18 protein-coding genes are annotated in these 20734 nt (G+C 57.1%); 16 read left to right on the top strand and 2 right to left on the bottom strand.

Annotation, left to right across the window (positions count from 1 at the left end; translation table 11 throughout):
- The first annotated feature begins 22 nt into the window (after window positions 1-22).
- The 14 genes from JOE34_RS07010 to JOE34_RS06945 all read left to right on the top strand — a co-directional run bounded on the left by JOE34_RS07010 (window position 23) and on the right by JOE34_RS06945 (window position 14525).
- Window positions 23-367: a hypothetical protein gene (locus JOE34_RS07010; RefSeq protein ID WP_154292395.1), complete on the top strand. Its 345-nt coding sequence runs from the start codon at window positions 23-25 to the stop codon at window positions 365-367.
- Window positions 368-555: 188 nt separating this feature from the next.
- Window positions 556-3312: a type VI secretion system Vgr family protein gene (locus tag JOE34_RS07005; RefSeq protein WP_209995363.1), complete on the top strand. Its 2757-nt coding sequence runs from the start codon at window positions 556-558 to the stop codon at window positions 3310-3312.
- A complete protein-coding gene (locus tag JOE34_RS07000; protein ID WP_010409401.1) occupies window positions 3309-4298 on the top strand; it encodes a hypothetical protein in 990 nt (329 codons plus the stop codon). The genes JOE34_RS07005 and JOE34_RS07000 overlap by 4 nt, the downstream gene beginning before the upstream one ends.
- Window positions 4299-4350: 52 nt before the next feature.
- On the top strand, window positions 4351-5157 hold the full coding sequence (locus tag JOE34_RS06995; RefSeq protein WP_010409403.1) for a hypothetical protein: 807 nt from the start codon (window positions 4351-4353) through the stop codon (window positions 5155-5157).
- A 292-nt stretch (window positions 5158-5449) separates the two neighbouring features.
- Window positions 5450-5878: a DUF2628 domain-containing protein gene (locus tag JOE34_RS06990; protein ID WP_004404851.1), complete on the top strand. Its 429-nt coding sequence runs from the start codon at window positions 5450-5452 to the stop codon at window positions 5876-5878.
- A gap of 140 nt (window positions 5879-6018) precedes the next feature.
- On the top strand, window positions 6019-7026 hold the full coding sequence (locus tag JOE34_RS06985) for a 3-oxoacyl-[acyl-carrier-protein] synthase III C-terminal domain-containing protein (RefSeq protein WP_209995358.1): 1008 nt from the start codon (window positions 6019-6021) through the stop codon (window positions 7024-7026).
- Complete coding sequence (locus JOE34_RS06980) at window positions 7023-8039, top strand: NAD(P)-dependent oxidoreductase (protein WP_046267010.1); 1017 nt, start codon at window positions 7023-7025, stop codon at window positions 8037-8039. Before JOE34_RS06985 ends, JOE34_RS06980 begins: the two co-directional genes overlap by 4 nt.
- Window positions 8032-8838 carry an MBL fold metallo-hydrolase gene (locus JOE34_RS06975; RefSeq protein ID WP_024649819.1) on the top strand — a complete coding sequence of 269 codons (807 nt, stop codon included), beginning with the start codon at window positions 8032-8034 and terminating at the stop codon, window positions 8836-8838. Before JOE34_RS06980 ends, JOE34_RS06975 begins: the two co-directional genes overlap by 8 nt.
- Window positions 8835-10118: a F390 synthetase-related protein gene (locus tag JOE34_RS06970; RefSeq protein ID WP_046267009.1), complete on the top strand. Its 1284-nt coding sequence runs from the start codon at window positions 8835-8837 to the stop codon at window positions 10116-10118. The genes JOE34_RS06975 and JOE34_RS06970 overlap by 4 nt, the downstream gene beginning before the upstream one ends.
- Window positions 10115-10735: a phosphatase PAP2 family protein gene (locus JOE34_RS06965; RefSeq protein ID WP_046267008.1), complete on the top strand. Its 621-nt coding sequence runs from the start codon at window positions 10115-10117 to the stop codon at window positions 10733-10735. Before JOE34_RS06970 ends, JOE34_RS06965 begins: the two co-directional genes overlap by 4 nt.
- The gene (locus tag JOE34_RS06960; RefSeq protein WP_046267007.1) at window positions 10732-11865 is read left to right on the top strand and encodes a sterol desaturase family protein; all 1134 of its coding nucleotides are present in this window, start codon (window positions 10732-10734) and stop codon (window positions 11863-11865) included. Before JOE34_RS06965 ends, JOE34_RS06960 begins: the two co-directional genes overlap by 4 nt.
- The gene (locus JOE34_RS06955; protein ID WP_004404866.1) at window positions 11858-12952 is read left to right on the top strand and encodes an acyl-CoA desaturase; all 1095 of its coding nucleotides are present in this window, start codon (window positions 11858-11860) and stop codon (window positions 12950-12952) included. The genes JOE34_RS06960 and JOE34_RS06955 overlap by 8 nt, the downstream gene beginning before the upstream one ends.
- A 215-nt stretch (window positions 12953-13167) precedes the next feature.
- Window positions 13168-13719 (top strand): hypothetical protein, encoded by a 552-nt coding sequence (locus JOE34_RS06950; RefSeq protein WP_209995356.1) that lies wholly within the window; start codon window positions 13168-13170, stop codon window positions 13717-13719.
- Between the two features lie 377 nt (window positions 13720-14096).
- Window positions 14097-14525: a DUF2628 domain-containing protein gene (locus JOE34_RS06945; protein WP_003424322.1), complete on the top strand. Its 429-nt coding sequence runs from the start codon at window positions 14097-14099 to the stop codon at window positions 14523-14525.
- A gap of 77 nt (window positions 14526-14602) precedes the next feature.
- On the opposite strand, the gene JOE34_RS06940 is transcribed toward JOE34_RS06945, so the two are convergent.
- Window positions 14603-17050 (bottom strand): PEP-utilizing enzyme, encoded by a 2448-nt coding sequence (locus JOE34_RS06940; protein ID WP_209995354.1) that lies wholly within the window; start codon window positions 17048-17050, stop codon window positions 14603-14605.
- The gene (locus tag JOE34_RS06935) at window positions 17043-17525 is read right to left on the bottom strand and encodes a cell division protein (protein ID WP_134943284.1); all 483 of its coding nucleotides are present in this window, start codon (window positions 17523-17525) and stop codon (window positions 17043-17045) included. The genes JOE34_RS06940 and JOE34_RS06935 overlap by 8 nt, the downstream gene beginning before the upstream one ends.
- A 244-nt stretch (window positions 17526-17769) precedes the next feature.
- Between JOE34_RS06935 and JOE34_RS06930 the strand changes: the two genes are divergently transcribed.
- Both JOE34_RS06930 and JOE34_RS06925 read left to right on the top strand, forming a co-directional pair.
- Window positions 17770-18570 (top strand): mechanosensitive ion channel family protein, encoded by an 801-nt coding sequence (locus tag JOE34_RS06930; protein ID WP_024664272.1) that lies wholly within the window; start codon window positions 17770-17772, stop codon window positions 18568-18570.
- Between the two features lie 121 nt (window positions 18571-18691).
- Window positions 18692-20710 (top strand): FIST N-terminal domain-containing protein, encoded by a 2019-nt coding sequence (locus JOE34_RS06925; protein ID WP_209995352.1) that lies wholly within the window; start codon window positions 18692-18694, stop codon window positions 20708-20710.
- The last annotated feature ends 24 nt before the right edge of the window (window positions 20711-20734 follow it).

Genomic DNA, 20734 nt, shown 5'->3' with positions numbered 1-20734 from the left:
ATTATTATACAGAGAAAATACAATGATAACACTTATTCTTTTTGCAATTGCTTTACTTGGAATAGCTTACGTGGCCATCGTAGTTTTTCGTATCATTAATGCTGATAACAGAGGAGGCATTTCGAACGTTCTAACCTATTCTACTTTATTTAAAATGTCGCTATCATTCTTGGCTGTCTGTATAACATCAGGGGCTATTTTTTTAGGTGGGTCAGCCAGTGGTATAAGCGGGTCAGGAGGTAGCGCAGAGAATCAACAATTTCTTGAGGCAGCATCACATATTAGTGAGTTCTGCCTCTATGCAAGTTTAACCTTAGCCGTGGCTGCACTGATCAGTTATGCCTATAATAAAAAAATCTGTAGATGAGACTATTAGGGCGGTTAGGTTACTCGCTCAATGCATGGTCATTACACATTTATCTTGCTATTGATAGCGCCTTTTTTATCCACGATATTTGGCCGCTAAGACAGACTTCCCTCTTAGAAGGAAGCACATGGACGACAATCCGTGTTAAATCAAGGATACGAGGCCACTCCAGATAAGGGAGCCACACCATGGATCTGACATTCGGTACCGCCCTCAGCCAGAGCGGACGCTTGCTGCAACTCACCACGCCGCTGGGCGAGCATCAGCTCCAGGCCCTGCGCATGCATGGGGTCGAGCGCATCGGCCGCGTGCCCCGCTACACCCTCGACGTGGTGGTGCAGGACACCGAATACGATCCTGAAAAACTCATCGGTCAGCCGGTCAGCCTGGCAATCCTCTGCGATGACGGTTCTCCCGCGCAGCGTCATGGCCTGGTCGAGAGCGTGCGCTACTTGGGCAATGACGGCGGCCTGCATGACTGGCAACTGGTCTTCGCGCCTTGGTTCAGCCTGCTCGAATACCGCCTCGATTGCCGCATCTGGCAGGACAAGAATCTGCCGGCAATTCTGGAAGCCGTTTTCTCACTGTACGAACAGGCCAAGGGCAACTACCGCCTGGACCTGCGTCGTGAATACGCACCGCTTTCCTACGTTACCCAGTTCAATGAAAGTGATGCCAACTTCGTGCAGCGCTGGTGCGAGCAGGAAGGTCTTTTCTGGTACGTCGAACATACCGCTGACAAGCACTGCATTGTCTTCACTGACACCGTCGACACCCTGCCCACGCTGGCACCGCAGAGCATTCGCTTTCACACCCAGAACGCCACCGAAAAGCAGGATGGCATTACCCAGTGGAGCAGCGGTTCGCAGTTGCTCAGTGGCAAGCTGCATTGGCGCAGTGTCGATTACCTGGCCCACGGCCAGCCACGCGAAACCGTGATGCCGGCCTTGCAGGCCGCTTCGGCCCCGCAGGCGCTGGAGCGTTACGAGTATCAGGGCCAATACGGCTGGCAGAAACAGGACCGTGGCGAATGGCTGAGCCGCGTGCAGATTGAACAGCGCGAATCCCAAGCGCGTCGCGTGCAGGGTCAAAGTGGTGTGCGGCAAATGGAAGCCGGACGCTGGTTTGAACTGACCCAGCATCCGCTGTACGAGCGCAAGGCGGCTGAAGAGCGCCAGTTTCTGCTGATCGAAGTCGAGATGTTCGCCGAAAGCAACCTGCCGCTGGCCAAGGAACGTCGCGAAGTGCCGGGCAGTCTGGCGGCGTTGTTCAGATCGGTGCGCCCTGAGCCGTCAGCGCTCGCCGGTGTGGCCGATACGCTGGGCGTGGGTCGCCACGGCTTCTTCCTCAATCGCTTCGAAGGCCAGTTGCACAGTGTGCCGTTCCGCAGCCCGGCCGAGCATTTCAAGCCGAATAATCCCGGCCCGCAGACCGCCGTGGTCGTCACACCCAGCGGCCATGAAGTGTTTACCGACACCTTGAACCGGATTTGCGTACGCTTTCACTGGGATCGCCTGTCTCAGGACGGAGAACTGGGTTCCTGCTGGCTGCGCATGATGCAACCGAGCAGCGGCCCGGACTGGGGCAGTGTGCACGTGCCGCGTGCCGGTGAAGAGGTGGTCATCACCTTCCTGGATAACGACATCGACCGGCCGCTGGTCATGGGCCAGGTCTACGGCGGTCACAAACCTGCCTGGCACTCCAGCGGTTTGATGGCCGGCTACAAGAGCAAGGAAGTCGGCGGCGGTGGTTTCAACCAGTGGGTGATGGACGATTCCACTGGCCAGGTTCGCACCCAGATCCACAGCAGCCACGGGCATACCCAGCTCAACTTAGGTTATTTGATCGACCAGCGCGGTAACAATCGCGGTGGCCTGCGCGGCACGGGTTTCGAGTTACGCACCGACGCCTACGGTGCTTTGCGCGCCCAGCAGGGTTTGTACCTCAGCACCTGGAAACGCAGCGGCGCACAGGGCGCACAGATCGATGCCAGCGAAGCGCAGCAACAACTGAAAAACAGCGAGCAACGCGTCAAGACCCTGTCCGATACCGCCCAACAGCACAACGCCCTGCCCATGCAGGAAGGCCTGGACAGCCTGACCCAGCTCAACAGCGATGCCGAAGTCACTTACGGCAGCGACGACGGTGCTCCGAGCCAAGGCCCCGGTGAACAGCAACGTAACGGCGGTGATACCGCCTGGGCAATCCGCAGCGGCGGACGCGGTAAAACGCCGGGTTACCAGCAACCTCTGCTGATCGCCTCCTCCCCTGCCGACATCGCCACCGCCACGCCGAAAAGCACCCACCTGCACAGTGGCAAGCACCTGACGTTAAGCACCGGCGAAGACGTCAGCATCGCCAGCGGCAAATCCCTGCTGGCCAGCGTCGCGCAAAGCATCAGCCTGTTTGCCCAAAACGCCGGGGCCAAACTGTTTGCTGCAAAGGGCAAGATCGAGTTGCAGGCGCAAAGTGATGCGATGGAGCTGACCGCGCAGCAGGGCATGAAAATCACCTCTCTTGCACAGTTAGTGGAAATGTCTGCACAGAAGGAAATTTTGCTCACCAGTGGCGGCGCTTATATCAGGATCATACGCGGCAATATCGAGGTGCATGCGCCAGGCACAATAGACATCAAAGGTGCCAAAAAGACCCTCAGCGGTCCCGCAAGCATGGACTATGCAAATAAGGAGCTTCCCATCGCAGTACCCGCAGGGCTGTATGACGAGCAAAATCGCCTCATGACCACCCACGGTGTACCGCTTGAGGATGTCGCGGTCGAGGTTGATATTCCTGACGAAGGCAAGAAAATATTTTTTACCGACCAAGACGGTAATATTCCAAGGATTTTTAGCGACAAGCCTGGTAATGGCAAGGTTACGCTGGTACCTGACGAGTTGATCGTGCCCGCGGGGTCGGACGAATACTCTCCGAGTAAAAAATCATGAAAGATGACTTTAACTTTAACCCTCATGCTTGCTCGATCAATGACCTGAATCCTGGATGCAAAGCGCTATGGTCGATCGGCCAGCAAGTTGCCGTTCGCCGATTGAGTGTACAGTCTCGCGTACCCTGCCTGAAACCAGCACAATATAAGTTAATAAGCGACTTTAGTGCACGTGCCGCGCGCATTGCAGGCAACTACGCCAGAATTTATCTAGAACAAGAGCTCAACGGGAAGCCCGCATTGAAGGGGCGATTTTACTGGACCGGTTTAGCGGCGTTTGCGAGCAAGCAGGTAATGTGTGCGCTAGACTATTCCAGCACTTCAAACTGGCGCTATGCATTTCCATCATTGGCTGCGTTTGAAGCAACAAAAAATTACTTAGGCAAAGGAAATTTCTGGCTATTCCAAGACATCTTCGTTTGGCACTGGTTTTATATAAATCTTCCAGAGCAATTCACTGAATGTATTGAAAAGCGCGACTTCAACAAGTACAACGAAGAATTCAAAGCGTCATTTAAAAAGCTGCCTTGGGCAGAAGACGCGCTACTGAAAATAGACAATCTCAAAGTCACTGATTATCTGAGACTGGGATTTTCCTTGATAGCTAAAATTGAAACCATCCGTGGCAGGGACGCCCAAAGACAACAGCAGCTAGCCTCTTTAATAGCCATCGCAAACCATGAGCAAAGGAAAATATTACAACCTTTAATCTATGAGAGCTTCGGATTCAAAACTCTTTTATACGGTCAATCTAAACTGGAGGGTCATTTCGGCGTGCCTCGTCGGCTTGCTGCCTTTAGCACTGCTTGTGAGTCAGATAATCCTAAGCTCAATGTAACAATGACCGAAGGTCAACTGTACGACCCTACCGAAAGAATGAAGTTTATCACTAAAATCGCAGACAAATTTCACACACTTATGGACATAAATAAAAAATATATGGAAAACACCATTATAGAAATATCGTCCTGGCACGACCATGCATAAAAAATTTTTTTTGACGCTACTTTTGTTTCTTACAGCCTGTGGAAACCCTGATATGAAACAGAAACCGCTACTGATAAAATTTAAACTGGATGAGCCTGTTGAAACCTTGCTTTCAGCGTCAACTGTGAATTTTGACAGGGACTGTAATGACAAAATTTGCTTTTACGATTTTGACATTCCTCTACAAAGCTCAAGCAAGGCGACGGCTGTCATCGAGTCAAGCCAGCAGCCTCTGATATTTGACGATGTTGTCAGCGCTGTATTCAGCACGGTTGAAGACAGTAACATTACTAATGCCAAAATTATATTAGGTGGAGTACCCTCAAACTCGGAACACACCAAGGCCATCGACTATTTTTACCAGCAACTCGGAAATCTGAAAGCAACAGGCTGGAGGCGCTACATTTACCCCAACGAAGCAAGAATACCGGGATCCGAGGCTAGAAAATTTAAAGACTTTGACACTGTGCTTGAAAAGCCTGCTGTTACAGGGCCCTGGAAGGATCCAGCCTTAATCCTCTCCAAGGAAGAGTGGCTGTCTTCACCGATGCTCAGCGACTGGTATTTTTATAAGGATGGTGTATACCTTACCTTTAGTGTTCAGCGTGAAAATACACCTGACTCCAAGCAGGAACGTGGTTCTTATTTATTTACCCTCAGCTTCAGGTCGGAAACTGAGTTCTATAAAAGCTTTATAGACAGCGACGATCGTGAACACTGGAAAACTCTAGTGCCCGCCGAACTAAGAAAAATGGCAAAAGAGCGAGCAGCGGCAGAGTCATTATTAAAAAAATCGGGTATTTTGATAGATGAAAACTATCAAGAACCAACGATCAGTACCCTGGAAGCAGAGCATTGAACCTGATGCGCTTCGTAAAAATGATTGATGCACGTCCGGTCATGGGGACGGGTCAGCCGCGACAACCGATAATCTGGCAGCAACCTGACCAGAAAAACGAGCGACTCCAGTCAATGGCTGCCTATCAGACTGAGCAGATGAAGAATTGTGGCGATTTAGCGCCCAGGTTACGTGGTTGCGTAGTACACCACCCGAAAACTCCATACACTCAGCAACCTGATCATAAAAACGCCAGAACACAGGGTTTCCCGGAAGAAAGACGTCACCCCAATGGAACATCAGGAGCAGCACCATGAGCACAGCAGATCAGACGCGCAGCACTGGCACGTACAGCGCCAAGTGGCAGGAGCGCTTCAATTTCTTCGAGACGTATGGTGCGCCGAACGACCCGCGGTTCAAGGCCGGCCTCAAATCACTTCCTGGCTTCAGGAAGAAAATGCGGATCAATTTCAACGTCATCGCGTATTTCTTTGGCCCCATTTATTTCTTCGTGCTGGGCCTGTGGAAAAAAGGCATTGCGTTGATTGGCATAATGCTCGCGACCAACGCCTTGATCCTTCTGGTATGTACGCTTTTGGGAACCGAGGTTCCTTACGCGCTGGGGGGAGGTTTGAATGTGGCCTTCTCGCTGATGTATGCCTTGACCGTCAATTATTCGTACTACCTCAAAGAAGTAAAAGGCGAGCAAGGCTGGAACCCGTTCAAAGGCATGCGTCTTTAACCCGAAAAGATAACCGATGACACCCTACCCTTGCCGAGCATGAGGGTTCGCGGTTCATCGACCCATGCCATGGTCAGCCAGCGTTATATTTGAATCAGTCATTCAGGTAATTGCCACATGGATGCGAAGCCAGGACTCCAATGACAGCGCCCTCCTCCCCCGCAGCCTTGCTGCCACTGAAAATTATTGCGACTGGCGTAGCGGTGCCCGCAAATCGAGTGGACTCGTCTGCGCTGGACACGTTATTGAACAAGCCTGCGGGTTATGTAGAAAAGCGCTCGGGCGTGCATTGCCGTTTTCACGCAACACTCGATGCCAGCCAGGCCGAACTTGCAGCACAAGCACTTCAGGATGCCTTGAGAAGAGAGCAGATCCCGGCGAGTTCGATCGATCTGTTGATCTCGGCCTCGGCAGTACCCATGCAGGCCTTACCCTGCACGGCAGCATTGATTCTCAAAGCGGCCCACCTGCCATCGGGTACGCCCGGCTTTGATATCAACAGCAGTTGCGTCGGCTTCATTACGGCGCTACAGGTCGCTGCCGGCTTGCTCAATGCCGGGATCTACAAGCGCATTGCTGTCGTGTCGGCAGATCTCGTTTCGCGCGGTATCGACTGGAATGACGAAGAAAGCTCGCTGATCCTCGGCGACGGAGCAGCCTGCGCCATTGTCGAACGCGGTGACGGCAGCAGCGGCATTCTGAGCAGCCTGTCCGAGACTTATCCACAGGGCAGCGACCTGTGCGAGATTCAAGCAGGCGGTACACGCCGCAATCCACGTGCCGGCATGACTGACAGCGACTTTCTGTTCCATATGAAGGGCAAGCAGCTGTTTCGTCAGGCTGCCGCGTTGATCGAGGGCTACCTCGCACGCCTGTTGGAAAGGAGCGGATTGACGCTTGCCGAGATCGCCACCGTGGTCCCCCATCAGGCCAGCCATCTTTCGCTTGAGCACATGCGAAAAAGGCTTGGAGTACGGCCTGAGGTACTGGTGGATATTTATCGCTATCACGGTAACCAGGTCTCGGCATCGATTCCGACGGCGCTGCATACTGCGTTTACCACCGGCCGCTTTACACCCGGCAAACCCGTGATGCTGATCGGTACTGCTGCCGGTCTGACATTGGCGGGCATGGTGCTGCTGCCATGAAGGTTCTGCTGACCGGCGCCACCAGTGGCCTCGGACGCAATGCGGCAGAGTGGCTGTTGAACGCAGGCCATAGGGTACATGCCACCGGACGTGACTCGGCAGTGGGGAATCTGCTGCGAGAACAAGGAGCGGCGTTCACCGCCCTGGATCTGACCCGGGCTACAGCACAGCAATGTGAGCAATTGATGCTCGGCAATGACGTGGTCTGGCACTGCGCGGCAAAGTCTTCTCCCTGGGGTAGCGAGGCCGAGTTTCATGAGGCCAATGTAGTCGTCACAGAAAAGCTGGCCGAGGCAGCGGGCCGCTGCGGCGTTTCGCGCTTCGTGCACATATCCACGCCTGCGATCTATTTCGACTTTCAAGACCATGAGTGTATTGACGAGCAATACCGTGCTCGACGATTCGCCAATCACTACGCCAGCAGCAAGTACCAGGCAGAACAATCCATACAGGCGCTGGTACCGCTTTATCCACAGACCACGTTTATTATCCTGCGGCCCCGTGGCTTGTTCGGCCCGTATGACCGGGTGATTCTGCCCCGGATTCTGGGCCAGATAGAACGCGACCGCGGCGTGCTGCGTTTGCCCGGTGGTGGTCAGGCGGTACTGGACCTGACGTTTGTACTGAACGTTGTGCACGCCATGGATCTGGCCAGCCATAACAATTCTTTGTCTTCAGGTGCCGCCTACAACGTCACCAATCATCAGCCCATGCGACTGGTGGATACCTTACAGTTGTTACTGCACGAACAACTCGGCATTCGATATCGTGTGCAGCGCGTGCCTTACCGATTGCTGCACTCGCTGGCGACGGCACTCGAGCTGCTGGCCTGTATAACGCGCAACGAGCCCGTGCTGACTCGATACAGTGTGGCGGCGGTGAACTTCGATATGACCCTGAGCCAGACGCGAGCCATTGAAGAACTGGGCTACCGGCCGCGATACTCGATGGAAGAAGGCGTTCAGATCACGGGAGAGTGGCTTAAGTCTCACGCGGTGAAGCCCCATGGCTAGCATTACCACCTTTGAAGTGGGTTACTGCACGCATATCGGTTGTATGGCGTTGCAGGGTGCCGGCCTGCGGGTCTGCAAATTTCCGTCCAGAGCGTATCTGCTGGAGGTCGGCGATCGCCGATGGTTGTGGGATACCGGCTACGCCAACCATTTTCAGGAGCATACCCGGTCGGGGGTGTTCCGCATCTACAGCCAGGTTACCCCGGTATACCTGGATGCGGGTGAAACGCTGCTGGATCAGCTGCGTAATGCGGGTTACGCGGCCAACGATATTCAGGCGCTGATCATTTCCCACTTTCATGCCGATCACATCGCCGGCCTTCGGGACTTCAGTCATCTCGACTTTATCTGCTCGGGCGAAGGCTGGCAGAAAACCCGCTCATTACGTGGCATCGCCGCGCTCAAGCGCGCCTTCGTACCGGGACTGATTCCGGAAGGTTTCGAGGCAGCGTTGCAGTTCGTCGAGGGCTTTGAGCAGGTCAGCCTGACCGAGCAACTGGCACCGTTTACACATGGCTACGAACTGCCGGGCAGTGACGGGCAGATTGTTCTGGTGCCGCTACCAGGTCATGCCGCCGGACACCTGGGTGCATTTATTCTCACCGACGATGGCTGGACATTGCTGGCCAGTGATTCCGCATGGTCGCCGCTGAGCTATCAAGAATTGCGCGGGCCTTCTGTGCTTGCCAACGTGCTGATGGACGACAGCAAGGCCTACTACCAGACGCTGAACCGTCTGAACCTGTTGTGGGCAGCAGGCCATGTGGATATTCGTTTGTGCCACGAGGGCGATTTATGATCCCGGTGATGACGCTCTGGCACTATTGGCGAGCGCGTCGCCTGCGCTTTTCCAATCGCCAGGCACTGGAGCATTTTCAGAACAGGCAACTGAAACGCTTTGCCCATAGGGTGCTGGCCAAAAGTCCCTATTTTCGGGCTTACAGCGCTCTGCCATTCAACGAATGGCCGCTGATGGACAAAGCGCTGATGATGACGCAGTTCGACCAGATGAACACGGCAGGTCTGCAACGTGATCAGTTGCTGGCCTGCGCAAGGCGCGGCGAAGCCGAACGCGACTTCACGCCACGCATAGGCCGCTTCAGCGTCGGGCTGTCCTCGGGCACGTCAGGGCAGCGCGGTGTTTTCGTCGTGAGCCCGCAGGAACAGCAGATCTGGGCGGGCGGGATGCTTGCCAAGATGCTGCCAGACGGTATTTTCGCGGGTGAGCGAGTCGCGCTGTTTTTACGTGCGGACAATAACCTGTACCACAGCGTCGACAATCGCTGGCTGAGCCTGGCCTTCTATGACCTCTTCGCGCCGTTCACTGAGCAGTTGCCTCGCTTACAAGCACAGGCGCCGACCATTATCGTTGCACCAGCACAGGTACTGCGCGCCCTGGCCCTGGCCGTTCTGGGCGGGCAGATCCAACTCGAAGTAAAGAAAGTGATCTCCGTCGCCGAAGTCCTGGATGCGCAGGATCGCCAGTTGCTTAACACAGTGTTCCGCGAGGTCGGCGAGGTCTATCAGGCAACCGAAGGTTTTCTGGCGGCCACGTGCTCTCATGGCACACTGCATTTGAACGAAGAGTTCGTGCATATCGAGCCCCAATGGCTTGATGAGCAGCGCTTCACGCCGTTGATCACCGACTTCACTCGCAGCACCCAGCCTATCGTACGCTACCGGCTGGATGATGTACTGGTCAGGCAATCCGAGCCCTGCCCGTGTGGTCAGCATTCGATGGCAATTTCCCGAATAGAAGGTCGCCGCGACGATCAGCTTTCGCTGCCCGACCAGCACGGTGAGATGCAGATTATCTTTGCCGACCTGTGCAGTCGGGCAATTGCCAATGCACTGCCACTGACCAGTGACTACCGCTTGATTCAGCTTTCGAAAACCCGGCTGCAGCTGATTGCAGACTGTACGCAAACCGAACTGGAGCACAGCCGCAGACAACTTGTCGCCCTGTTCACACAACAGGGTATTGCCACTGACAAACTTGAATGGCAACTGACGGTGCAGAACGTGATGCCGAACTTCGATCGAAAACGACGCCGTATTGTCCGGCAGGCAGAAGCATGAACAACCCCATGATGTTTCGGTTGTGGCACATGCTGCTTGGCTGGGGTTCGGTCGGTCTGATCTATACGCTGACCGACCATTTGCAGAGCACCGGCCAGGTCATGACACCCTCGCCGCTCGACCGAATGATCGCATTCACGCCCCACGCAATCTGGCTGTACCTGTCGTTCTTCGTGGTTGTTCCACTGGGCTATCTGATGACCCCGCTTGATCGGGTGCGCTGGCTGTCTCGCGCCATGCGTCTTACCGCACTGGGTGCCGGAACGGTCTATCTACTGTGGCCGACAACGATGGTGTACCCGGTCGATGCGGGCACAACGTTAAGCTCTACACTGCTGGCAGCACTGACTTATGTGGACTCGACCCAGAATTGCCTGCCATCCCTGCACATGGCCCTGATGGTGCTGGCAGTCTGGGGGATCAGTGCAGCAAGGCGTAGCGTGCGCACTGCAGTGTTTGTCTTATGGGTGGCCGCCATTGCCTATTCGATCCTGCAATTGCGCCGTCATCTGTTCATCGACGTGGTCAGTGGCGCCGTGCTCGCACTGGTGGCGGGTATGCTGGTCGATGCGCTCGGCCGAAGCAGGCCAGTCGCACTTAAAGGGAATATGCAATGAGCGATCTGGCCATTCCGATCATCATCATGCTGCTGGCCGTAACAGGCGAGGCCATCATTCTGCAGTGGATGCAGCGCAAGCCGGTTGACTGGCATGACGTGGTGTTCAATCTGAATTCCGGCCACCTCATGCTATGGCTGTTCCGTGGACTGGAAGTCATCTGTTACGGACTTGTCGCCACGTACTTGAGCCTTGGCCTGCTGGATACATGGCCGCCACTATGGGTCTGGGCGTTCGCATTGCTGGCCTGGGATTTCTGTTTCTACTGGTTGCACCGCCTGCATCACCACGTTGGCGTGCTCTGGGCCGTGCATGTGGTGCATCATCAGGGCGAGCACTTCAACCTGTCCCTGGGCGTGCGTAACTCTTGGTATTCGTCACTCACCTCGATTCCGTTCTTCATTCCGCTGGCCGTGCTGGGGGTGCCCCTGCATGTGTTTGTCGCAGTGTCGATCCTGCATTACTCGATGCAGTTCTTTAACCATAATGCGCTGACACCCAGGCTGGGCGTGCTGGAGAAGATTTTCGTTACTCCGGCCCATCATCGCGTGCATCACGTCAAAAACCGGGCCTACTCAGACAAGAACTTCGGCGGTACTTTCATTTTCTGGGACAAGCTGTTCGGCACATTTTCCAGGCTGCCCGATGTGCCTTATACGTTTGGAATCGGAGGGCCTCGCTCTTCCGCGAACCCGTTCTGGGCCAGCAACGTACCTTTTCTGCATTACCTGCGACTGTCGATAAAATCGAACGAACCGACCCGCTCGCGCGTTTCTGGTTTGAGCATTTTCAGTGGCGCGTTGCTGCTCTTCGCGCTGGTGGTGGGCTATATCTATCAATACGGCTATGGCTACAGCGACATCACCTGGCCGCAGGTCGTCCTGTTCGTTTTTCTCGTGGCGGGCTCGGTGGCGCTGGGAGGAATGACCGAAGCGAGGACCTGGAGTGTTCCTGTCTGGCTGATAGTCAGCCTGGGGCTGGCGTCGCTGTTTCTGGGTTATTACGGCTGGTCGCAGGTTTACTGGCAATTGCCGATGGTCGCCCTCGCCCTGCACGGCGCATGGGTGGCCGTGTCTTCTCGCGGCTACAACCTTTCAGCCGCAAATCCGGTGGAAAAACATCATGGCTGAGTCACTTGCCCCCCTGTCATTTCCTGCCGATGGCGAACAGGCATTTCATCACGCTCTCAAGCAGGCGGCCCACGCCTACCTGGCAGACGACCATCGCTACGCAAGCATTCGGCAAAAGGTGACGGCATTGCTCCTCATCGTGCTGTGCGGCGGTTTTTATGCCTCGAGCCTTATGCAACACAATGCGTGGGCATTCGTGGGCTGCTATTTCCTGTTTGTCCTGACAGGCATGCTACTCAACGTAATGGTGTTTCACGACGCCACCCACAATGCTTTTTTCCGGGCGACCTGGGCAAACCGGCTGGTGGGCAGGTTGATGACCTTGCCGCTCGGGATTGATCCGGATTACTGGCGAGTCAGGCATGTGCAGTTTCATCATGCCTATGCCAACGTTGAACATTACGATCTGGACACCGAGGAAAATGGCGTCCTGCGACAGACGCCCTTCCAGGGCTGGCGGAAGCACATGCGTTATCAACATCTTTACTGGCCCATGGTCGCGGCGTTGTCGCTGCCCTACATCTCATGGATATTCGACTGGTCGGACCGCCTTGGGAAGACGCCGCTCAAAGCCAAAAGCATTCTTCCGGGAAACAAAGGCTGGGCGGTATTTCTGGCCAGCAAGGCATGCCATCTGCTGCTGGTACTGATAGTGCCGCTGGTGATATTCGAGGGCAGCTGGACGACGGTGCTGATCGCGTACTTTGTGAGCCAGATGCTCGCCTCTCTCTGGGTGGTATTTCTGCTGCTCGGTACGCACTGGGCAGAAGCGGAGTTCTATCAGCCATCAGACAGCCCGTTGATGCCACACGGCTGGTATCGACATAACTTCGCGACAACCTGCGACTGGCAAACCTCTCCACGCTGGCTGCACCATGCCGTGGGCGGGCTGAACTTTCATCTGACTCATCACCTGTTCCCTGGCTGGAGTCATCGACACTACCCGGCGCTGGCAAACATCATCGCCGACCTGGCACCCCGCCACGGTCTGCACTATCGCTGCATCGACTACCGTGAGTTGCTCAGGCAGCAGCGAAAGTTCTTGCGCAGTATGGGGCGGGACACGCAGGTGACGAACATCACCTGACTAACTCAGAGCCAGAAGCTTTGTGACTTCTGGCATGACCGCACTGATGTTGTTTGTCTGCGTACTTTCAAGTATTCCGGCATTCATATAGCCATCCAGCACAATCGGTTTCGTCGAATCCGACACTCTGGCATTTCGATATGTCCCTATTGAAGCCAGAGTAGTAAGTCCATCAGCAAAGACAACTGACCACCGAACCCAACCAAGGAAGAAAAATGGGTAAACAATCTCGCAGCAAGCGGGCCTCGCCGGAGCCCATGGTGACTTACCGCAGTCACGTTGCCGCTTTCCGCTCGCGTTATCTGCTGTCCTTTCTGACTCCGATCTTCATGGGCATATTTTCTCTCGCCATTACCGCAGGCGCGATGGTCGATGCGTACTTTCCAAATGAGCCGGAGAGAACGGGCCAGTCAATGATGCTCATGATGGGCGTATCACTGGTCTTGAGTTTCGGCGGCATCATGATGAGTCGTGGGCATGCCTGCGGAATGTGGATATTGGCGGCCATTCTGGTGAGCTGCTTTTTTGCCGTGTTGCCCACTGCCCCTGCGCACTGGCGGCGTTTTGAGTTGATGCTTTACGTGCTGGGGCTGCTTTTCCCGTTGCTGGGCCTTTTATCGCTCAGCAGCGAGCGCGGCCGGGAGTTGCGCATGCAATGGAGGATTATTCGATCCGAACGCAAGGAGATCCGTCAGGAGATGCGGCGGCGCAAGGATCTCGAGGTGCATCGTGAAAACCTGCGCAAGAGAAAGGCGCTACGCAAATAGCCCGGGCTCAACGAGGACTTTATCGCCCCCAACAAAAAACCCGCCGAAGCGGGTTTTTCCAAGACCATCCCGACTCCCTGTCGGCTGCCTCCGAGGCGATGGTCGATCATCCTTGATCCTGGTGAACTCCTGTTCACCACTTGATGGATCCAATGCTACGGAGGAAGGACCAGATCGGAAATGGCCAAATCCCTCCACCGCGTGTAAGCGTTTGGCTATACCTTGTCGAGGCGGGCATGGAGAGCTGGGGGCGGAATTGCGTAGTACGCCACCTGGAAACTTCATACAATCGCTCGCTGATTACAAAAGCAGCAACGTCAGAGACACAGGATTTCCCGGAAGAAAACGTCACCCCACGGAGCACAAGGAGTAGAACCATGAGCACGACAGATCAGACCCAAAGCACTGGCCAGCACAGCGCCAAGTGGCAAGAGCGTTTCAATTTTTTCGAGACGTATGGTGCGCCGAACGATCCACGCTTCAAGCCGGCAGTGAACGCGCTGCCTGACTTCAAGAAGAAGTTGCTTGTCTGCGCCAACATCATCGCGTTTTTCTTCGGTCCGATTTACTTCTTCGTGCTGGGTCTGTGGAAGAAAAATCTGGCGCTGATCGGCGTCATTATCGCGGTCAACATCGTTATAGCGCTGCTTTTCGGGATCCTTGGAATGGAGGTTCCGGCAGCATTGGGCACCGGCTTGAACGTCGTGTTTTCTCTGATGTACGCCCTGACGGCCAACTACTCCTACTACCTCAAGGAAGTGAAAGGCGAGCAAGGCTGGAACCCGTTCAAAGGCATGCGCCTCTGACCTGCAGACGTAGCCAGCTGAGCACCCGCACCGCTCAATGAGCGTGCGGGTTGGCTGTGGATAACTCCCCTCGGGCTTTATGCCTGCCCTTCCACCAGCCGCAACTCCCCATCCACATACAGCACTTCACGCCCCACCCACGCCAGATCAACCTGCGGCAGCACGGCCGAGGGTTTGCGCAGTTCACGCAGCAATGTCGAGCCATGCGAGAGACGTCCGCCCATGCGCGCGATCACCGCGCGGGCGTTCTGGTAGTGCGCGTGGCGTCCGGGGTCGAGGGTGTCTTCCAGCAGGATGTCGTCACCCAGAATGCCCTGGACCTGGCCAGGATAAATCATGAAGCCGGTGGCCTGCTCGGTGCCTTCGCGGCCGTCCTGCCAGAAGCTGCCGGCACGGCTGCGAATGTCTGGATGGGGCGCAAACCAGTGTTCCCGGTCGGCGCCGGGCATGGCGTGATGCAGGCGGAAGAACAGGCGCATCAGGTTGTCGCGATACCACTCGCGCACTTGCAGGTAGTAGCCGCGCATGCCCGGCAGGCCTGCGCGGTGGGCGATGCGAATGAAACACGGCCAGGTCGGGAAGGCCTGTAAAGGCAGGTCAGTGGCGGCAGGGCGCGGGGTCGCGGGATCGGTTTCCCAAGGCAGCCGGTGCGGGCAGTGCTCCAGATCGTCGTAAGCGGTCGGCGGACGTCCCAGCAGGTCTCCGCCGCTGCTGGCCAGCGAGGTGGCGATGCACAGGTTGCCTTGCACGACGAATACGTAGAAACGGGTGAACCAGTCAGCCAATTGCTGGCCGTCAGCACCTTGGGCCGTAAGGGCATGCAGCTCTCGGTCGAAGCGGTGCAGTTGCTTTTCAAGGGTCAACAAGTGGCCGCGCGCGACACGCTGCATCCGCAGAAACACGGGTAACGAGCGCAGCAGACGCAGCGGGCGCCACGGCAGATGCGGGGTCGCGCCGCCGACCTCATCGGCGTAGCTGCTGGAGGCGATGCCCCAGTCAGCCAGACGCGCGAGAAACAGGTCGTTGTTGATGTAGGAAGCTGCGCCAAACAGTGCGGTAAATGGCTCGTTGTCCTGCAATACGCGTGAATCCCAACGCGCCATGATCGCCGGGATGCTGCCTGCGGCACGCCGCTGTGCGTACTCGACCAGCCTGCTGGGCTGTGGCGGCAGGATCTCAGCAATATTGGCGGCGGTCAGGTGACGGCGCCAGCCGTAGTCACTGATCGGGCGGTACTGCAGCAGCCACAGCTGGCGGCCATCCCAGGCCCATTCGACGTCGCCCGGCACGTAGTGGAATACGCGCAGAACGCCCTGCAGGAAGTCCCAGAGCGCTTCCTCAGTCAAACCGTGGGATGGCTTGAAGTCGCCGCTGCTCCAGGCCGCGCCGAGGCGGGAAATGATTGCTCGCTCAGGGCTTGCCTGACCGTCGGCCAGCGACTCCAGGTGCCCTTCCACCCACTCCAGCTCGACCGACAGGTGACGCACGAAGGCGATGCCGGAAAGCACCGGCGTGATGAAGCGCTGCACCACAACCTCTTCGACGCCAGCGTTGTGCAGCTCTGCGACGCGCGCGGGCACGTTGTGGTCAGGCTCGCGAAGAAAAGTGGTACTCAGACCGGCATTGGCCGCATCGGCCTGATCCTCACCGAAACTGGATGAGCGCACGGCCCAGATAGCGTCAGGCTGACGGGCCAGAAACGCGGGCAAGGCCGAGTCATCGCCCTGCACCAGAGACAGTGCCTCGGGCACCGGTTGCCCGGCGATGGCCGCCAGACGCAGACGCCCGCCTTTGGTGTGCGCAACGAAGCCGCGCTCGCCCGACTCCAGCCAATGCGCAAACTCTGCCGGTGCGTCGATCCACGGGTAGTGACCCCAGCCCGGTTTCAGGCTGATGGTCAGGTCGGCACGCGCCAGAATGGCCGACCACGCCGCTGCCTGCTCGATGCCCAAAACCTTGTCCTGATCGCCCCAGACCAGCTCTATCGGATCCTGCACCCACTCCAGCAGCGGCAGCGCGGTGTCGGCCCGCAACAGGTCCCAATACGGCACGAAAGCACGGCAGCGAGCGTAACCGGAACCCATGCGCTGGTAGTGCGCGGCAGGCCAGCTCTGCCTGGAAAACTTGTGCGCAAACAGTGTGGGCTTGTTGGCCAGCAGCCAGTGAATGGTCTTGCGAATGGGCAGCGGCGACATCAGCGCAGGCAAGCGCCGCTGCCACAGAAAAGCCCCCACCGGGGCCAGCAGCACGCTTCTGCAGAAGTGTCCGGGCTGGCGCTGCAAAGCATGCATGACCAGCAAGGCATTGACCCCCACAGCGACGATGGCGCTGCCCTTCACGGTCGCCGCCAACAGCGCATCGGCGTAGGCGGCGAGGTCTTCGCAGGGTGGCTGAGGATTGTTGCCGAAGCCTGGCAGCTCCAGCGGCACGACCTGATGCTGCTGAAAATGCGGCAGCGCGTCGTCCCACCATTCGGCACTGCTGCCGTTGCCCGCCAGCAGATACAGCAGCGGCAGGTCAGACATGACGAGGCTCCTTCGACGAGTGGACAGCCGAAGTGCGACGATCATAGCGATACAGCCAGATCAGCGGCGGCAACAAGGCCAGCAGCGCTGCCAGATCGAGCCACACATGCGACCAGACGCCCCCACGTACGGAAATCAGGATGTCCTGAGGCGCCCACAGCAGCAGGCCCGCAATCAGCCAACCCCAGGGCATGGCGCTTTTCAGGCGATTGCCCAAGTGCACCAGCGCCAGCATGTACACGGAGTACGTTTGCAAGGTTGCGCCAAACAGCGCCATCCACCAGACCTGTTGCGCGCGGGCAGCGGCGGGAACCGCCTCGGTCCAGAACGCCTGCTCGAGGCTAGTCAGATAGCCATCGAGCAAGCCGGAAAAGCCTGCCCAGGTGAACACCAGACTGCCCAGCACATGCGCAACTGCGACGGCATACAGCCAGGTCACCAGCGTACGGCGCAGGGTGTCAGAAGAGAGCGGCATACCAGGTCCTTGAGTCGTCCTTGTGAGGTGGCGAGTTTAGCGATAACTCATCAGGCTTAATACCGCCGCCCTTGCCTCCCGCTCGATTCACTGTGGATGCTGGCCGCTGCTGCGCGTGACACCGTAAAGGCCCTTTGCCTCCAGTCATAACTACCAGTAGCCACCAACCCGCTTTGCCCTTCAATGTACGGCTCCGCTCGTCAGGCCATCTGCCGGGCGAGCCCTGCAGTCGGGAGTAGCGGTGATGGATGCGCTGAATGTCATCAATATCGACACTGACGGAATCAACTCGCTGTTCACTATCGTTCTGCAATACGGAGCGACTGTTGTTTTGAGACTGGTGATCGCAGCGTTGCTGTGGATTGTCGGTCGCTGGCTGATCGGTGTGCTGGTCAGGATGGCGCAGCGCTCGCTGACGCGGCAGCGGTTTGATCCGACGGTCCTGCGCTATGTCGGCTCGTTCATCACGGTGACGCTGAATATCATTCTGGTGATCGCCATTCTGAGCTATTGCGGCATCGAGACCACCAGCTTCGCAGCACTGCTGGCGGCCGTGGCGCTGGCGATCGGCATGGCCTGGTCGGGTTTGCTGGCCAATCTGGCCGCGGGTGGTTTCATCATCGTGCTGCGGCCCTTCAAGGTCGGCGATCTGATATCGGCGGCGGGCGTGACCGGAACTGTGGTCGAAATCGGTTTGTTCGTTACGTCGATCAACACTCCGGAAAACGTGCTGAATCTGGTGGGCAACAACAAGATCTTCTCTGACACGATCGTCAATTTTTCCAGCAATGCCTTTCGCAGTGTCGAACTGACCGCGATATTGCCCGGCAGCGCCGACGAGCAGAAGATCATCCCGCGTCTCAAGGATCAGATAGCCCGCCTCCCCAACGTACTGAGCAGCCCTGCGGTCGATGTGCACCTGTCCTCTGCGACAGCCGACTCCATCACCTTGTCAGTACAGCCCTATTGCCACAATGATCACTATGATTCAGTGCATCGCCAGACGCTTGCCCTCATCAGAGCGTTGATGCTGCACCTGTCCTGAGCGGCACGCATAGGCAAAATTCATCGCCCTTCAAGCTCACCCGAACCTGTTGGCAGCCGATCAATAAGGATCGGTCCATATTCCGCGTGGCCTCTGCTTTTTTATCTTTACGGGTTTAACCATGAGCCTTTTATCTCGTTTTCGGGCCGGCACATCGCGGACCGAAGGCGCCATCAGTGTCATTACGTCCGCCCGAGAATTGAACGCCAAGCTGTCTGCGCTGAGCTTCGATCCGGTCTATCTGACCGGTTTCGTTTCGCCGCACGTCGACTTCGATCAGGTGGCCAAGTCTGTCGCTGCGCGCTTTCCCAACGCGAAGATCAGCCTGTGCACAACGTCAGGCGAACTGTGCTCGGGCAATGATTCGCTGTACTGCGCGGCGGATAACCAGTGGGACCGGATCGTCCTCGCGCTGTTCGACTCAAGCGTCATCAAGAGTGCGGAGGTGGTGCACATTCCGCTGCACAGCGAAGACATTCGCGGCGCGGGCAAGCGACTGTCGATGCGTGAGCGCATTGCGCGCCTGACCGATTCGATCAAGCGCACGCAGATCAACACCCCCATCGACCACCGCGATACGCTGGCCTACGTCACGTTCGACGGGCTGTCGGCGTCGGAGTCGTTCTTCATGGAAGCGCTGTATGAGTCCGGGCGCTTTCAGTGCCTGTTCGTCGGCGGTTCTGCGGGTGGCAAAGGCGACTTCAAGAAGACCTTGATTCACGACGGCAAACGCAGCTACGAAAATCATGCCCAGGTGGTGTTTCTCAAGAGCGCGAAAAACGTGCGCTTCGGCGTCTTCAAGAGCCAGAACTTCGAGCCGACGCCATTGAGCCTGAGCGTGCTGACGGCCTCCCTGGAGGAGCGTTACATCAGCCAGGTGGTCAACGCCCGAGGCGAGATCACCACGATGGTTGCGGCGCTGTGTGACGCGCTAAAATGCGAGCGGCATGAGCTGGAGGGCAAGCTGGCGCAGTACTCGTTCGCCATCCGGGTGGGCGAAGAGCTGTTCGTGCGTTCGATTGCGCGCATTGATTATGAAAGCGAGCGGGTTCACCTGTTCTGCGACGTGGCGCCCGGCGAAGAGCTGGTGATGGTCAAACGAACATCCATGATCGACACCACGCGCAAAGACTTCGCGCGCTTTCTGCAGGGTAAGTCCGGAAAGCCGCTGCTCGGCCTGTTGAGCGACTGCATCCTGCGGCGCCTGAACAACGGCAGTGAACTGGGCCGGATGAATGACGTGTTCGGTGCAACGCCGGTGGTGGGCTTCTCGACCTTTGGCGAGATTCTGGGGTTGAACCTCAACCAGACGCTCACCGCCGTGTTCTTCTTCAAAGTGCCCGAAGGGCAGCCGTTCCGCGACGACTACATCGATAACTTCATCGCCTATTACGGCGAGTTCAAGGCCTTCTTTCTGCGTCGGCAGATCAAGAAGCTGGCCGGTCTGAGCCATGTGGTGGTCAAGCAGATCGATCAGTTTAAGCAGCGCAACTTCGTGCAAACCATTGACCCGAGCGGTCTGGACGAGCAGATCCGCCCGGTGTTCGGTGGCCTGAGCGACCTGGGCGATGTGCTGGTCAAGGCCCATCATGATCAGGAAGAAATCGCCGCTCAGTTGCGCCACTACTCTGGCGAGCTGCATGTTTCGATGGACGAGCTGTCGCAAACCATCACCCAGCAGGAAACGGTTATCGACAAAGCGGGCAATACCGTCAAAAGCCTGGTCAGTCAGGCGGACGAGGTGGTGCTGGGCTCGCGGGAGCTGGCCAAATCCAGCCTGCGCATTCAGTCGGTGGTGCAGATGATCCAGCAGATCGCCGGGCAGACCAACCTGCTGGCGCTCAACGCCGCCATCGAGGCTGCACGGGCGGGCGAAATGGGACGTGGCTTTGCAGTGGTGGCCGATGAAGTGCGCCAGCTTGCGCAGAAGACGTCGCAGAACGCCAACGACATCGGCACCGATATCGAGCGTCTGGCCGAGGAAATTCGCAAGGTGGCGCAGCACATCGAGGAACAGTCCCTTGAGGTCGGAACGCTGACGGGGCTGTTGTCGGAACTGGAAGGCTCCAGCGACATGACGGCGGGCACCTCGCAGCGTACCCGGCAGCTGGCGGACACCCTGCGCGGCCTGACCCAGTAGCAGCGCCTGCTGTCAGGACGGCAA

It is taken from the genome of Pseudomonas sp. PvP028, assembly GCF_017832255.1.
GTDB classification, from domain to species: Bacteria; Pseudomonadota; Gammaproteobacteria; order Pseudomonadales; family Pseudomonadaceae; genus Aquipseudomonas; species Aquipseudomonas syringae.
The sequence above is the reverse complement of the archived record's forward strand: the minus strand, read 5'-3'. Positions and strand labels throughout refer to the sequence as shown.

Bases quoted from the DNA above. Each gene is read 5' to 3' on its own strand.
- JOE34_RS07010 (WP_154292395.1), top strand. From the start codon at position 23: ATGATAACACTTATTCTTTTTGCAATTGCTTTACTTGGAATAGCTTAC.
- JOE34_RS07005 (WP_209995363.1), top strand. From the start codon at position 556: ATGGATCTGACATTCGGTACCGCCCTCAGCCAGAGCGGACGCTTGCTG.
- JOE34_RS07000 (WP_010409401.1), top strand. From the start codon at position 3,309: ATGAAAGATGACTTTAACTTTAACCCTCATGCTTGCTCGATCAATGAC.
- JOE34_RS06995 (WP_010409403.1), top strand. From the start codon at position 4,351: ATGAAACAGAAACCGCTACTGATAAAATTTAAACTGGATGAGCCTGTT.
- JOE34_RS06990 (WP_004404851.1), top strand. From the start codon at position 5,450: ATGAGCACAGCAGATCAGACGCGCAGCACTGGCACGTACAGCGCCAAG.
- JOE34_RS06985 (WP_209995358.1), top strand. From the start codon at position 6,019: ATGACAGCGCCCTCCTCCCCCGCAGCCTTGCTGCCACTGAAAATTATT.
- JOE34_RS06980 (WP_046267010.1), top strand. From the start codon at position 7,023: ATGAAGGTTCTGCTGACCGGCGCCACCAGTGGCCTCGGACGCAATGCG.
- JOE34_RS06975 (WP_024649819.1), top strand. From the start codon at position 8,032: ATGGCTAGCATTACCACCTTTGAAGTGGGTTACTGCACGCATATCGGT.
- JOE34_RS06970 (WP_046267009.1), top strand. From the start codon at position 8,835: ATGATCCCGGTGATGACGCTCTGGCACTATTGGCGAGCGCGTCGCCTG.
- JOE34_RS06965 (WP_046267008.1), top strand. From the start codon at position 10,115: ATGAACAACCCCATGATGTTTCGGTTGTGGCACATGCTGCTTGGCTGG.
- JOE34_RS06960 (WP_046267007.1), top strand. From the start codon at position 10,732: ATGAGCGATCTGGCCATTCCGATCATCATCATGCTGCTGGCCGTAACA.
- JOE34_RS06955 (WP_004404866.1), top strand. From the start codon at position 11,858: ATGGCTGAGTCACTTGCCCCCCTGTCATTTCCTGCCGATGGCGAACAG.
- JOE34_RS06950 (WP_209995356.1), top strand. From the start codon at position 13,168: ATGGGTAAACAATCTCGCAGCAAGCGGGCCTCGCCGGAGCCCATGGTG.
- JOE34_RS06945 (WP_003424322.1), top strand. From the start codon at position 14,097: ATGAGCACGACAGATCAGACCCAAAGCACTGGCCAGCACAGCGCCAAG.
- JOE34_RS06940 (WP_209995354.1), bottom strand. From the start codon at position 17,050: ATGTCTGACCTGCCGCTGCTGTATCTGCTGGCGGGCAACGGCAGCAGT.
- JOE34_RS06935 (WP_134943284.1), bottom strand. From the start codon at position 17,525: ATGCCGCTCTCTTCTGACACCCTGCGCCGTACGCTGGTGACCTGGCTG.
- JOE34_RS06930 (WP_024664272.1), top strand. From the start codon at position 17,770: ATGGATGCGCTGAATGTCATCAATATCGACACTGACGGAATCAACTCG.
- JOE34_RS06925 (WP_209995352.1), top strand. From the start codon at position 18,692: ATGAGCCTTTTATCTCGTTTTCGGGCCGGCACATCGCGGACCGAAGGC.